This window comes from Streptomyces carpinensis, assembly GCF_002154505.1.
Taxonomy (GTDB): Bacteria; Actinomycetota; Actinomycetes; order Streptomycetales; family Streptomycetaceae; genus Streptomyces; species Streptomyces carpinensis.
Genome location: NZ_MUBM01000247.1, coordinates 1 through 13,629 on the forward strand (window position 1 = coordinate 1; position 13,629 = coordinate 13,629).

11 protein-coding genes and 2 pseudogenes are annotated in these 13,629 nt (G+C 72.8%); 10 read left to right on the top strand and 3 right to left on the bottom strand.

The window, feature by feature from the left end; translation table 11 throughout:
* The 7 genes and pseudogenes from BZY54_RS30510 to BZY54_RS30540 all read left to right on the top strand — a co-directional run.
* Positions 1-253 (top strand): annotated as a pseudogene (locus BZY54_RS30510) (hypothetical protein); the annotation flags it as partial.
* Between the two features lie 58 nt (positions 254-311).
* Positions 312-1,514, top strand: coding sequence for an acyltransferase family protein (locus BZY54_RS30515; RefSeq protein ID WP_244217417.1), 1,203 nt, complete (start codon positions 312-314; stop codon positions 1,512-1,514).
* Between the two features lie 10 nt (positions 1,515-1,524).
* Complete coding sequence (locus BZY54_RS30520; RefSeq protein WP_244217416.1) at positions 1,525-3,054, top strand: sensor histidine kinase; 1,530 nt, start codon at positions 1,525-1,527, stop codon at positions 3,052-3,054.
* Positions 3,051-3,725, top strand: a complete 675-nt coding sequence (locus BZY54_RS30525; protein ID WP_086728560.1) for a response regulator — start codon at positions 3,051-3,053, stop codon at positions 3,723-3,725. The genes BZY54_RS30520 and BZY54_RS30525 overlap by 4 nt, the downstream gene beginning before the upstream one ends.
* Positions 3,726-3,912: 187 nt before the next feature.
* Complete coding sequence (locus BZY54_RS30530; protein ID WP_208640820.1) at positions 3,913-5,325, top strand: sensor histidine kinase; 1,413 nt, start codon at positions 3,913-3,915, stop codon at positions 5,323-5,325.
* On the top strand, positions 5,322-6,041 hold the full coding sequence (locus BZY54_RS30535; protein WP_086728562.1) for a response regulator: 720 nt from the start codon (positions 5,322-5,324) through the stop codon (positions 6,039-6,041). The genes BZY54_RS30530 and BZY54_RS30535 overlap by 4 nt, the downstream gene beginning before the upstream one ends.
* An 81-nt stretch (positions 6,042-6,122) precedes the next feature.
* Positions 6,123-7,352, top strand: a complete 1,230-nt coding sequence (locus tag BZY54_RS30540) for a cytochrome P450 (protein WP_086728563.1) — start codon at positions 6,123-6,125, stop codon at positions 7,350-7,352.
* 21 nt (positions 7,353-7,373) lie between these two features.
* Here BZY54_RS30540 and BZY54_RS30545 read toward each other — a convergent pair whose 3' ends face one another.
* Positions 7,374-9,002 carry an ABC transporter permease gene (locus BZY54_RS30545; RefSeq protein ID WP_086728564.1) on the bottom strand — a complete coding sequence of 543 codons (1,629 nt, stop codon included), beginning with the start codon at positions 9,000-9,002 and terminating at the stop codon, positions 7,374-7,376.
* Positions 9,002-9,898 (bottom strand): ABC transporter ATP-binding protein, encoded by an 897-nt coding sequence (locus BZY54_RS30550; protein WP_086728565.1) that lies wholly within the window; start codon positions 9,896-9,898, stop codon positions 9,002-9,004. Before BZY54_RS30550 ends, BZY54_RS30545 begins: the two co-directional genes overlap by 1 nt.
* 91 nt (positions 9,899-9,989) lie before the next feature.
* Between BZY54_RS30550 and BZY54_RS30555 the strand changes: the two genes are divergently transcribed.
* Entirely contained in the window at positions 9,990-10,487 is a 498-nt protein-coding gene (locus tag BZY54_RS30555) for a GbsR/MarR family transcriptional regulator (RefSeq protein ID WP_086728566.1), read from the top strand.
* Between the two features lie 55 nt (positions 10,488-10,542).
* On the opposite strand, the gene BZY54_RS30560 is transcribed toward BZY54_RS30555, so the two are convergent.
* Positions 10,543-11,421, bottom strand: a complete 879-nt coding sequence (locus BZY54_RS30560) for a diacylglycerol kinase family protein (protein ID WP_086728567.1) — start codon at positions 11,419-11,421, stop codon at positions 10,543-10,545.
* Positions 11,422-11,616: 195 nt separating this feature from the next.
* On the opposite strand from BZY54_RS30560, the gene BZY54_RS30565 reads away from it, so the two are divergent.
* Positions 11,617-12,900 (top strand): adenylosuccinate synthase, encoded by a 1,284-nt coding sequence (locus BZY54_RS30565; RefSeq protein WP_086728568.1) that lies wholly within the window; start codon positions 11,617-11,619, stop codon positions 12,898-12,900.
* A gap of 193 nt (positions 12,901-13,093) precedes the next feature.
* Positions 13,094-13,629 (top strand): annotated as a pseudogene (locus BZY54_RS30570) (hypothetical protein); the annotation flags it as partial.

Genomic DNA, 13,629 nt, shown 5'->3' on the forward strand with positions numbered 1-13,629 from the left:
GCTGCACACCCGGGCCCGGGTCTGGGCGGCCCGCGGCGCCGACGACTGGGTGGCGAACGTGCCGCACTTCCACGCGGATCTGTTCGGTACGACGGTCGGCTTCGGCACCGACCCCATGGACCCGGCCTTCGGCGCGCGCACCTTCCCGGCCGGAAAGGGCGGTCACAGCGCCTACTTCACCCCCGGCTCCCCCTCCCTGACCAACCTGACCCGGATCGTCCTGGGCGCAACGAAGGAGACGCGAGGTGACTGACCGCCACACACCTGTACCGACCCTGCCGACCCGCACGCGAAACCCTGTACCACCCGCACTGACCCACATACGAGCCGCGGTCCGGCAGGTCCACGACGCCACCCCGCCCGACCGGGACCGGGCAGTGGACGCGCTCCGGGCGTTCGCGATCCTCGGCGTGGTCCTCGGCCACTGGCTGGTCACGGCCCTGGTCGCGGACACCGGCGGCGGGTCCCACCCGGCCCTGCACACCGCGAGTCCCCTCCAGCACATGCCCTGGCTGGCCCCCATCTCCTGGGTCTTCCAGACCCTCGCGGTGTTCTTCATGGTCGGCGGGCACGTGGCGACCCGCGGTCACGTCTCTGCCCGCGCCCGCGGCATCGGCTACCCGCAGTGGCTCCGCGCCCGCCTGTCCCGCCTGTTCAAGCCGGTCGCCGCCGTACTGGCACTCTGGACGGCCGCCGTGGCAGCCCTCCTGCTGACCGGCGCGGACCCGGGCACGGTCCGCGCCCTCGTCAAGCTGGCCCTGTCCCCCTTGTGGTTCCTCCTGGTCTTCGCCGCGCTGACGGCCGCGACCCCGCTGCTGACCCGGATCAACCCGCTGTGGCCGCTGGCCGTCGTTCTGCACGTGGACCTTCTCCGTTTCGGCCTCGGCGCGCCCGGCTGGATCGGCTGGCTGAACCTGCCCGCCGGCTGGCTGGTGCCGTACACCCTCGGCGCGGCCTGGACCCGTGGCGAACTGGAGCGCCGCCGCTCCGGCTGGATTCTGCTGACCGGTGGGGCGGCGGCGACCGCGGGCCTGGTCGCCTGGGCGGGCTACCCCGCCTCGATGGTCGGTGTCCCGGGTGCCTCGATCTCCAACCTCAATCCACCGACCCTGGCCGCCGTCACCTTCGGACTGGCCCAGTGCGGCCTGGCCCTGCTGCTGCGCGAGCGGCTGGGCCGTGCCACGAGCCGCCCGCTCGCCTGGGCCGCCGTGGCCCTGGTCAACCTCTCCGCGATGACGATCTTCCTGTGGCACCAGACGGCGCTGATGGCGACCACCGCCACGGGCCTGTTCGCGGGTCGCCTCCCCGGTCTGCACACCCAGCCCGACGACCTGGGCTGGGTGGCGGCCCGTCTGGCCTGGATTCCGGTCTTCGCTGTGGCCCTGACCGTGTGCTGGGCGGCGTTCCGCGGGTACGAGCAGGGCCCGCGCCGTCCGTCGAACCGTCCCTCCAGGGTGGTCCGGGTGCACCGGGGCAAGAGCACCGCCGTGCCGGGGAGGCCGCACCGTGCCTAGGGTGGGCGCCGTGCTCCGACGCCTCCGTACGACACTCGGCGAAAGCGCCTCGCCGCTGTCCCCGCCTCTGTCGAAGTACGGCTGGCTGCGCGGCCTGACCTACCTGGTCGTCGGCTGGATCGCCCTCTTCGTGGCCCTGGCCGGCAGCGACGAGATGCGCGCCGGCTACCAGCTGTCCGTCCCCGAGGGCCTGCTGGCCGGCTTCGCCCAGGGCATCGCCGTCGTCCTGGCCCTGTGGCGGCCCACCACCGCCTGGACCCTGTCCCTGAGCGCCACCGTGGTCACCGCGCTGACCGCCCGTGCCTCGCTCGGGCCGTTCCCGACCACGCCCACGCTTGCCCTACCGCCCCCGGCGCCGGCCGTGGGCGCCGGTCCCGGCTGGCCCTGGAGCACACCCGAGCTCGTGGCGCACACCGCGGTGCTGGTGCTGCTCGCCCTGCGCCTGCGCACCCGCACCGCGGTCGCGGCCCTGCTGGCCTCGGGACTGGCGACGTACGTCCTGGAGGGCGTCATCGGAGCCCGGTGGTTCACGCCGACGGGCGTGGCGTCGGTCGCGCTGTTCGCCGTGGCCGTCCTCGTCGGCAGTGCCCTGCGCGGCCGCAGGGAGGCGCGCATCCAGCTCGTCGAGCAGGCGACGATCACGGCCGAGGAGCGGGCCCGCCGCACCCTCCTGGAGGAGCGCAGCCGCATCGCCCGCGAGCTGCACGACGTGGTCGCCCACCACATGTCGGTCATCTCCATCCAGGCGCAGGTGGCCCCGCACCTGACGGAGAACCCGTCGCCGGAGCTGAAGGAGAACCTCGTCGGCATCCGGCAGAACGCACTGGAGGCACTCGCCGAGCTCCGGCGGGTGCTCGGCGTGCTGCGCTCGGAGAACCCCGAGGATCCCTACGGCCTCGGCGAGTCCGGCGGCCGGGCCGCGCCGCAGGCGCCGCAGCCCACCCTCGACCGCCTCGACGCCCTCGTGGAGAACACCCGCACCGCCGGGCTGACGGTCGCCCTGGAGATCCAGGACAACCGACGGCTGACCCAGCCGTATCCGCCCGGCGTGGAGCTGTCGGCGTACCGCATCGTCCAGGAGGCGCTCAGCAACGCCCTGCGGCACGCCCCGGGTTCGGCGGTCCGCGTGGAGGTCACGCATGTCCGCGACGGTCTGTACCTGAGCGTGGTCAACTCCCGTCCGCAGCGCCCCGTGCCTCCCTCCCCGGGCGCCGGGCACGGGCTGCTCGGCATGCGCGAACGGGCGGCGATGCTGGGCGGCCACGTCAGCGCGGCCAGGACGCTGCACGGCGGCTTCGCGGTGTCGGCCTTCCTGCCCCGCGACGGCACCGCCCCGCTCGCCGCCCCGGTCGGCGCACCCGCCCTGCCCGGCGTCCACACCGACTACACCGGTCCGCAGGTCGCACCCGTCGTCGACGTCGAACCACCGGGCGCGCCCGCGACCCCGAAGGACTCGCCCCGCTCGCCCGCGGCCTGCGAGGACTCGCCCCGCTCGCCCGCTCCCGGACCACCACCCCCGACAGGAGAAGACCACCCATGACGAGCGGCGGCATCCGCGTACTCATCGCCGACGACCAGCAGATGGTCCGGCAGGGCTTCACCGTGCTGCTCAACACCCAGCCGGACATCGAGGTGGTCGGCCAGGCCGTGGACGGCCTGGACGCCGTCGCCAAGGTCGGCGAACTCGCCCCGGACATCGTCCTCATGGACATCCGCATGCCCGAGCTCAGCGGCATCGAGGCCACCCGCCGCGTCACGACGGACACGCCCGGCACCAGGGTGCTGGTGCTCACCACCTTCGACCTCGACGAGTACGTGTACGAGGCACTGTGCGCCGGTGCCTCCGGGTTCCTGCTGAAGGACGCCTCCGCCGAGCAGCTGGCGGAGGCGGTGCGCGTGGTGGCGGCAGGTGACGCCCTGCTGGCGCCGGCGATCACCCGCAAGCTGATCGCCGAGTTCTCCCGGATGAACGGCAGACCCCGCGCCCCGCTGAAGGCGCGCGTCGGCGACCTCACCGAGCGCGAGACGGAGGTGCTGACGCTGATCGCGCAGGGCCTGTCGAACGCGGAGATCGCCGAGCACCTCGTGGTCGCCGAGCAGACGGTGAAGACGCACGTCGGCCGCATCCTGGTGAAGCTGGGCCTGCGGGACCGCACCCAGGCGGCGGTGTTCGCGTACGAGTCGGGACTGGTACGCCCCGCCGGGTACTGACCGCGGGCGGACGCGTGCCTACGGATGCCTGCACGCACGCGCGCCCAGGCGGACGCGTGCCCGGGGGTGGTCGCGTGCCCGGGGCCGGACGCGGGCCCTGAGGTACCCGTAGTACCTGAGAGGGATGCCGAAGGACCCCTCTCACTGGGGACGACCGCTGCGCCCACCCACGCCTACCGTTCTCATCGTGACCGAGACGACTCACACGCAGACCACGCCGGACGGCGCGTTCCGCCCGCACGAGGCGCGCAGCCCGGAGTACCGGCTGGCCGCGAACGCGCTGCGCGGGCTGCGGCAGGACCTGTTCCACGACGCCTTCGCCTACCGCCCGATGCACCGCAGGGGCGTCGACGGCCCGCTGACCGGGCGGTTGTCCGGCCGCACCCGGGAGTACGCGGCCTGGGCTCCGCATCTCCTGGTGGCGGGGGCCGGTGTGCTGGCCATGCTCGCCGCCTGGGCGAGCGCCGACGGCAGCCTGTGGGCACCGATGGCCGCCGTGCTGGCCCTGGCCCCGGTGCTGCTCACCCTGGTCCGCCCGATCGGAGCGTTCTGGCTGTCCCTGGCGGCGACCGCCGCCTCGTCGATGTTCGTCGGCACCTTCGGCGACTGGCCGTGGCAGCCCGGCGGCTTCGTCGCGCACCTGACGGTGCTCACGGTCGTGGCCATACGCACCCGGCCGCGCACGGCGGCGTGGATGTGGGTGCTGACCGCCGTCTACGCATCCGTCGTCGAGGCCGCTTTCGGCCACCGCTTCAGCAACGATTCGGCGCCCATGCTGGTCGTGTCCGCCCTCGCACTGCTGGCCGTCACCGTCTGGCACATACGCCGGGAGGCCGAGCAGACGGTGACGGCCCAGCAGACCGTGACCGCGCACGAGCGTTCCCGCCGCACCCTGCTGGAGGAGCGCACCACGATCGCCCGCGAGCTGCACGACGTCGTGGCCCACCACATGTCCGTGGTCGCCATCCAGGCCGAGGCCGCCCCCTACCGGGTCCAGGACCCTCCGCCCGAGCTGGCGAAGGCCTTCGCCACGATCCGGGAGAACGCGGTGGCGGCGCTCACCGAACTGCGCCGCGTCCTCGGGGTCGTCCGCGCGGAGGACTACGAGGCCCCGGATGCCCCCCAGCCCACCCTCGCCGACCTCGACACACTCCTGGCCAACGTGCGGGAGGCCGGCCTGGCGGTGGAGAAGGTGGTGACCGGCGCGGTGCGGGAGCTTCCGCCGGGCGTGGAGCTGTCGGCGTACCGGATCGTGCAGGAGGCCCTGAGCAACACCCTGCGGCACGCGCCCGGGGCGAGCGCCCGGGTCGAGGTGGGTCACGTCCTCGGCGGACTCGGCCTGCGCATAGTCAACGGCCCGCCGCCCGGGCCGTCCCTCGTCAAGCCCGGCGATCACCCGGCCACGACCCATGAGCGAGGACTTCGCCCACCCCCCTCGATGGGAGCGGGGCACGGCATCACCGGCATGCGGGAGCGTGTCTCCATGCTGAACGGCGAGATGACGGCCGGTCCGACGGAGGACGGCGGGTACGAGGTGGCGGTGTTCCTGCCGGTGGCCATGGGAACCGGACGCGCGGACGACAGCGGGGCCGGTGCATGACGAAGGGCACGACGGGCACGGCGGGTACCGCAGGAGACAAGGGCGGGGCAGGCGTGATCCGTGTACTGATCGCGGACGACCAGATGATGGTGCGCGAGGGCTTCTCGGTCCTGCTGAACGCGATGCCGGACATCGAGGTCGTCGGCGAGGCCGTCAACGGGCGCGAGGCGGTGCGGCGGGTACGCGAACTGGCGCCGGACGTGGTGCTGATGGACATCCGGATGCCGGAGCTGAACGGCATCGACGCGACCCGGGAGATCGTCGCCGCGGACGGCACGGCGAAGGTGCTGGTGCTGACGACGTTCGACCTCGACGAGTACGTGTACCAGGCGCTGAGGGCGGGAGCCTCCGGGTTTCTGCTCAAGGACGCCTCGGCACGGCAGCTCGCCGAGGGGGTGCGGGTGGTGGCGGCCGGCGAGGCACTGCTGGCCCCTTCGGTCACCAAGCGGCTGATCAAGGAGTTCTCGAAGATCTCCGAACCGCCGCGGCCGGCGGTCGCCGCGCAGGGGGCCTACGGGGAACTGACGGAGCGGGAGACGGAGGTGCTGGTGCTGATCGCGCAGGGCCTGTCGAACGCGGAGATCGCCGAGCAGCTGGTGGTCGCCGAGTCGACGATCAAGACCCATGTGAGCCGGATCCTGGTGAAGCTGGGTCTGAGGGACCGGACCCAGGCGGCGGTGTTCGCCTACGAGGCCCGGCTGGTCACGCCGGGCTGAGAGGCACCCGGGGCGGGGGTGAGGCGGAGGTGGCACGCGACACCCTGGTCAGCGTGGGGGAGGCGGGGTTAGCGTCCCTGCATGGCCGCTCCTTCCGCTCCGTCCGATCTCGCGTTCGACCCCTGGGACCAGGCGTTCGTCGCCGACCCGTACCCCGCCTACGCCGAACTGCGTGCCCGGGGCCGTGTGCTCTACTACGAGCCCAGCGACCAGTGGCTCGTGCCGCACCACGCGGACGTGTCGGCGCTGCTGCGGGACCGTCGGCTGGGCCGGACCTATCAGCACCGGTTCACGCACGAGGACTTCGGCCGCACGCCGCCCCCGCCGGAGCACGAGCCGTTCCACGTGCTCAACGACCACGGGATGCTCGACCTGGAGCCGCCGGACCACACCCGCATCCGGCGCCTGGTGTCGAAGGCGTTCACCCCGCGGACGGTCGAGCGGCTGAAGCCGTACGTCCACGGGCTGGCGAACGAGCTGGTCGCCGCGCTGGTGGAGGCCGGCGGCGGCGATCTGCTGGCGGACGTCGCCGAACCGCTGCCCGTCGCCGTGATCGCCGAGATGCTGGGCATCCCCGAGGCGGACCGGTCGCAGCTGCGGCCCTGGTCGGCGGACATCTGCGGGATGTACGAGCTCAGCCCGTCCGAGGAGACGGCGAGGAGGGCGGTGCGGGCGTCGGTGGAGTTCTCGGACTACCTCCGGGAGCTGATCGCGGCCCGCCGCCGGGAGCCGGGCGAGGACCTGATCTCCGGGCTGATCGCCGCCCACGACGAGGGCGACCGGCTGACGGAGCAGGAGATGATCTCCACCGCCGTGCTGCTCCTCAACGCCGGTCACGAGGCCACGGTGAACGCGACGGTCAACGGCTGGTGGGCGCTGTTCCGCAACCCGGACCAACTGGCCGCCCTGCGCGCGGACCACTCCCTGATCCCGTCCGCCGTCGAGGAGCTGATGCGCTACGACACCCCGCTCCAGCTCTTCGAGCGGTGGGTCCTGGACGAGGTCGAGATCGACGGCACCACGATCCCGAGGGGTGCGGAGATCGCCATGCTGTTCGGCTCGGCCAACCACGACCCCGAGGTGTTCACCGCCCCCGAGCGGCTGGACCTGACCCGCCGGGACAACCCGCACATCTCCTTCAGCGCGGGCATCCACTACTGCATCGGCGCCCCGCTGGCCCGCATCGAGCTGGCGGCCTCCATGGCGGCCCTGCTGGAGCGGGCACCGTCCCTCGCCCTGGCGGCCGAGCCGGAGCGCAAGCCGAACTTCGTGATCCGGGGCCTGAAGGGCCTGACCGTCCGGGTGGGCTGACCGGGACCCTCGGGGAGGTGCTCAGGCCGCCATGTCTCGCCGCCTGAGCCCCGCCAGCCCCGCCGCCACCAGGGCCGCCGCGAGCACCACGAGGAAGCCCACCGGCGTCCAGTCCATCCGGCCGCCCGGCAGCTTCGGCAGGTGGCCGAAGGGCGAGAGGTCCAGCACGATCCGCGGGGCCTTCAACGCGGGGCCGACCCAGCCGATGAGCAGGACCGCGCCGGCCACGCCCCACGCCGCCACGGCGCCCCTGGGCAGCAGCCCGTGGAGGAGGACGGCGACGCCGCCGATCACCCACACCCCGGCCACCTGCACCAGGCACGCGCCCAGGATCGGGCCGACCCGCTCGCCGTAACCGACCGCGAAGCCCAGCCCCGCCAGCAGCATGATCAGGGCAGAGCCGCCGAAGGCGATCACCAGGTGTCCGGCGGCCCAGCGCAGCCGGCCCACCGCGCACGCCAGCACCGGCTCGGCGCGGCCCGAGGTCTCCTCGCCGCTGAGCCGCAGCACGGACGAGACGACGTACAGGGCGGCGACCAGGCCCAGCATCCCGATCATCGCGGAGAGGAAGGCGTCCGTCAGGCCGGACCGGCCGCCCATCCGCTCGATGATCTGCCGCGCCGCGTCGTTGTCGCCGACCAGCTTGGCCGCGCCGTCCGTCATCCCGCCGTAGACGACCCCGGCGAGGAGGAAGCCGGTGCTCCAGCCCAGCAGACTGCCCCGTTGCAGCCGCCAGGCGAGTGCGCCCGCGGTGCCCAGCGCGCCCTCGGCGGGCCCCGGCCGGCTCGGCAGGAAGCTCATGCCGATGTCCCGGCGCCCGGCCAGCCCGTAGGCGACCACGGCCTGGACGGCCGCCGCCGCGGCGAACAGGAGCAGCACCCACCAGCGTTCGGCGGCGAAGGGCCGCAGGTTCTCCAGCCAGCCCAGCGGTGACAGCCAGGTCAGCACCGACGAACCGTCGTTCCTGGCGGAGTCGCCCGCCGCGCGCAGGACGAAGGCCGCGCCCAGGACCGCCGCCGTCAGGCCGCGGGCCAGCCGGGCGCTCTCGGTGAGCTGGGCGACGATCGCCGCCATGGTGGCGAAGACCATGCCCGCACCGGCAACCCCGAGTCCGAGCGCCAGGGCGCCGGCGGCTCCCTGCCCGGCCAGGCCGGCCGTGACGAGCAGGGCCACGGCCGCGTTGGCCACCGCCGCCGCCAGCAGAGCGGCCGTCAGCGGCGCCCGGCGGCCCACCGTCCCGGACGACACCAGTTCCTGACGTCCGCTCTCCTCCTCGTCCCGGGTGTGCCGGACGACGACGAGCAGGCTGGTCACGGCGGCGAGCGCACCCGCGTACACACCCACCCGCCAGGCGGTCAGCGCGCCCAGCGAGTCGCCGAGGACCGGCCCGACCATGGCGCGCAGCGAGGTGTTGGTGGCCATCTGCCGCATCAGGTCGGCGCGTTCGGAGGGGGTGGCGTACAGGCTCTTCAGCGTGTTCGGCATGGAGAGGACCATCAGCGCGTTCACCGCGACCCAGACCGGGATCAGTACGCGGTCGCGGCGCAGGGCGAACCTCAGCAGGGTCCCGGTGCCGGCCAGATGGCGGGAGCCGCCCGTGCGCACGGCGTGGGCCGTGGGGGTCCTGGAGGCGGAGGCCGTGGTGGTCATCACGCTGCCTCCGTCGACTCGGTGTAGTGCCGCAGGAAGAGTTCCTCCAGCGTCGGTGGTGTCGAGGTCAGCGACCGGATGCCGGACCGGCTCAGCGTGCGCAGCACCTCGTCCAGCTTGTCGGTGTCCACCTGGAGGCGGACGCGGCGGCCCTGTACGTCGAGGTCGTGGACGCCGGGCAGCCGGGCCAGCCCGTCCGGCGGCCCCGCGAGCTCGGCGGTCACGCTGGTGCGGGTGAGGTGGCGCAGGTCGGCCAGCGAACCGCTCTCGACGGTGCGGCCCTTGCGGATGATGCTCACCCGGTCGCACAGCTCCTCGACCTCGCTGAGGATGTGGGAGGAGAGCAGGACCGTGCGGCCGCGGTCCCGTTCCTCGGCCACGCAGTGCTGGAAGACCTCCTCCATCAGCGGGTCGAGGCCCGAGGTCGGCTCGTCCAGGATGAGCAGGTCCACGTCCGCGGCGAAGGCGGCGACCAGGGCCACCTTCTGCCGGTTGCCCTTGGAGTACGTCCGGCCCTTCTTCGTCGGGTCGAGTTCGAACCGCTCGATCAGGTCCGCGCGGCGTCGCCGGTCGAGGCCTCCGTGCAGCCGGCCGTACAGGTCGATGACCTCGCCGCCGGAGAGGTTGCGCCACAGGGTGACGTCGCCGGGGACGTACGCGATCCGGCGGTGCACCTCGACCGCGTCGGTCCACGGGTCCCGGCCCAGCACCTGGGCCGCGCCCGAGTCCGCGCACAGCAGGCCGAGCAGGACCCGGATGGTGGTGGACTTCCCGGCGCCGTTGGGCCCCAGGAAGCCGTGGACCTCACCCCTCTCCACGTCCAGGTCGAGTCCGTCCAGCGCATGCGTGCCGCCGAACGACTTGTGGAGGCCGGAGACGGTGATTGCCTTCGTCATGCTTCGGAACGTACGCTAGTTTCAGAAATTTGTGAAGTTAAGGAAGCGTATAAACTCGGAAGCGCGTGGGAGCAGGGGAGAGGATGCAGGCATGACGGACGAGAAGGCGCCGGACCGTGACCCCGAGGCGGTGTCCAAGTTCGTGGAGAGCTTCGCGGCGCAGCTGGTCGAGGCGGGGTTGCAGCGGATGCCCGCCCGGGTCTTCGCCGCGCTGCTCTCGTCCGACGCCGGCACTCTCACCTCCAGCGAACTGGGCGAGCGGCTGAAGATCAGCCCGGCCGCGGTCTCCGGTGCGGTGCGCTACCTGGCGCAGGTGCACATGGTCTCGCGGGAGCGGGAGCCCGGCTCGCGCCGGGAGAGGTACCGGGTGCACGCCGACCAGTGGTACGAGGCGCTGACCAACCGCGAGGCGGTCATCAAGCGCTGGGAGCACGCCCTGCGCGAGGGTGTCGACAGCCTCGGCGCCACCACGCCCGCCGGGCGGCGCCTGGCCGAGACGCTGGCCTTCTTCGAGTTCATCGACGGCGAGATCGTGGCGATGATGGAGCGCTGGCGGGTACACCGGGAGAAGCTCTTCGGCTCCCAGTGACCGCCTGACCGCGGCCCGGGGCGCGGTCGGTCCACCACGCCGAGCGGTCCCGGGCTCAGGCCGGCGGCACCGGCACCACCAGTCCCCAAGCGCCCTCCCGCACCATCCATGTCCGCGTCCGTACCGGCCCCGAGACCACCGCGTCCGCCCGGTAGCGGAAATGCGCTCCCGAGACGGTCACCGTGCGCCCCTGGGCCAGCAGGGGCGAGGCCTCCGCGCCGGGACCCGACAGGGGCTGGACCTCCACCTCGGCCACGCCGGCGGCCCGCGGCACCACCGACACCGCCTCCACGGGCTGGTCCAGGTCCACCACCGTCTCCCCGTCGACCTCCACGCGGAGCCGGGAGGGCTCGGCGCCGGCGTCGGCCGTCGTGCGGGGCGGGCGGGTCACCAGGGTCCGTACGAGGGACTGGCAGGTCCGCAGCCAGGGGTGCTGGCCCGTCGCGGAGGGCTCCTTGGGGGAGGGCGCCGTCGCGACCGTCGGGGCCTCCCGCGGAGCGAGCGGCGGGATGCGCAACGCGCCCAGCACCACCCCGTCGCTGTCGTCGACGAGCAGGTCGAGCCGCCGTACGGCACCGTCCAGCACGGCCCGTGCCGCCGCCACCGGCCCCTCCGGCACACCCAGTGAGCAGGCCAGGGACATGACATCCCCGACCGGTACGAACGACAGCGCGCACGCGGCCAGCTCCCGCTGCCGGTGCAGCGCCGACACCGCCCGCAGCAGCGCCCGGTCGTCACCGACCACCACCGGCCGCCGCGAGCCGCGCCGCGCCAGTGCCCGGGCGAACTCCTCCGGCCCGTCCGGCAGGCTCACCTTGATGGCCGCACCCCCGCTGAGCACGTCTTTCGCGATCCGCACGGACTCCCCGTCCGTCCGCCGGGCGACCGGGTCGATGACCACCAGCAGCTGATCGGACGTCGCGAAGGTCGCCACCTCGGTCCTGCCTCACTTCCTCGGGTAGCATCTTTGTGCAAGAGCCCCTTGCGCTATTGCGCCAGGGGCTTCGTCTATTCCGGGGCATCCGGTCCGACGGTTGTGCGGCCAACGACGGTCGCGCGGTGCACGCGGCGGTGAACCCGCGTACGCCCCTGACCTTGGACATGCCCCGCCCGGAAGGGGTGTACGCGCGTGCCCGCACTTGTGCTGCTCGGTGCTCAGTGGGGTGACGAGGGCAAGGGAAAGGCCACCGACCTGCTCGGTGGGTCAGTGGACTATGTGGTGCGTTACCAGGGCGGCAACAACGCCGGCCACACGGTCGTCGTCGGCGACCAGAAGTATGCACTGCACCTCCTCCCTTCCGGAATCCTGTCGCCCGGTTGTACGCCCGTCATCGGCAACGGCGTTGTCGTCGACCCGTCGGTCCTGCTCTCCGAGCTGAGCGGTCTGAACGAGCGCGGCGTCGACACGTCGAAGCTCATGATCAGCGGAAACGCCCACATCATCACGCCGTACAACGTCACCGTCGACAAGGTGACGGAACGCTTCCTCGGCAAGCGCAAGATCGGCACCACCGGGCGCGGCATCGGCCCGACGTACGCGGACAAGATCAACCGCGTCGGCATCCGCGTCCAGGACCTGTACGACGAGTCGATCCTGACCCAGAAGGTCGAGGCGGCGCTCGACGTCAAGAACCAGATCCTGACCAAGCTGTACAACCGGCGCGCGATCGCCGTGAGCCAGGTCGTCGAGGAACTGCTGGGCTACGCCGATCAGATCCGGCCCTACGTCGCCGACACGGTCCTGATCCTCAACCAGGCCCTGGAGGAGGACAAGGTCGTCCTGTTCGAGGGCGGCCAGGGCACCCTCCTCGACATCGACCACGGCACGTACCCCTTCGTGACCTCCTCCAACCCGACGGCGGGCGGGGCCTGCACCGGCGCCGGCGTCGGCCCGACGAAGATCAGCCGGGTCATCGGCATCCTGAAGGCCTACACGACCCGCGTCGGCTCCGGCCCGTTCCCGACCGAACTGTTCGACGAGGACGGCGAGGCGCTGCGCCGGATCGGCGGCGAGCGCGGCGTGACCACCGGCCGTGACCGTCGCTGCGGCTGGTTCGACGCGGTGATCGCCCGCTACGCCACCCGGGTGAACGGCCTCACGGACTTCTTCCTCACCAAGCTCGACGTCCTCACCGGCTGGGAGCAGATCCCGGTCTGCGTCGCCTACGAGATCGACGGCCGGCGCGTCGAGGAGCTCCCGTACTCCCAGACCGACTTCCACCACGCGAAGCCCGTCTACGAGTACCTCCCCGGCTGGCAGGAGGACATCACGAAGGCCAAGACCTTCGGCGACCTGCCGAAGAACGCCCAGGGCTACGTCAAGGCGCTGGAGGAGATGTCCGGCGCCCCGATCTCCGCGATCGGCGTCGGCCCGGGCCGCGACGAGACGATCGAGATCAACTCGTTCCTCTGAGGGTCCCTCCGGGAATCCGGTGAGTGACGGGACGGCCGGTGCGGTGAGCCGCCCGGCCGTCCGGCCATGTTGCCGGGTTCCGGCAATCGGCGGCCGCCGCACTTGCCCGGAACCGCCCCTGTCGAAGGGCGGCTCCGCGTCGCACGATGGTCCGCGGGCCGGCGGCCCGAGGGAGCGACCGGGGGGTGGCGCGATGAAGCCGACCAGGGTGTCCTGGGGCAGATGCCTCGCTCACGGGCTGATCAGCGGCACGATTGCCTTCACGTTGCTGTGCCTCGGCATCGTCCTGCTTCCGGTCGGTGACGGCGCCTCCGCTCTCTTGATGTACGCGAGCCTCGTGCTGACGCCCGCCCTCGTGGCCCGCAGGCTCGTACCCCGGCCCGTGCGGCAGTTACGGCCGGAGCGCGAGTCCGCCGGCGCCGTACCGAAGACACCGCAGCGCCGCATGGCCGCGCACGCTGCCGAACAGGCGGTCACCTCCTACGGCGAGCTGCTGCGCCTGCACCCCTACTCGCCCCGCCCCTCGGACGATCCAGACGACCTGGCGCACTATCAGTTGGCTCTGGAGGCGTACGAGGAGGCTAGACAGAGCCCTCCGGGCCGGGTGCCGGCGATCCTGGAGCGCGGCCGGTCCGCCCTGGAGCGGCTGGACGTCGCCGCACGCGCCGCGGGCTCCGGGGCCCAGTGGATCCACGGTTGCGGCCGCACCCGCGTCCGGGCCCCCCGCCC

What these genes read in the sequence shown, in the direction of transcription:
- BZY54_RS30525 (WP_086728560.1), top strand. Translation starts at nt 3,051, where the DNA reads ATGACGAGCGGCGGCATCCGCGTACTCATCGCCGACGACCAGCAGATG.
- BZY54_RS30535 (WP_086728562.1), top strand. Translation starts at nt 5,322, where the DNA reads ATGACGAAGGGCACGACGGGCACGGCGGGTACCGCAGGAGACAAGGGC.
- BZY54_RS30540 (WP_086728563.1), top strand. Translation starts at nt 6,123, where the DNA reads ATGGCCGCTCCTTCCGCTCCGTCCGATCTCGCGTTCGACCCCTGGGAC.
- BZY54_RS30545 (WP_086728564.1), bottom strand. Translation starts at nt 9,002, where the DNA reads ATGACCACCACGGCCTCCGCCTCCAGGACCCCCACGGCCCACGCCGTG.
- BZY54_RS30550 (WP_086728565.1), bottom strand. Translation starts at nt 9,898, where the DNA reads ATGACGAAGGCAATCACCGTCTCCGGCCTCCACAAGTCGTTCGGCGGC.
- BZY54_RS30555 (WP_086728566.1), top strand. Translation starts at nt 9,990, where the DNA reads ATGACGGACGAGAAGGCGCCGGACCGTGACCCCGAGGCGGTGTCCAAG.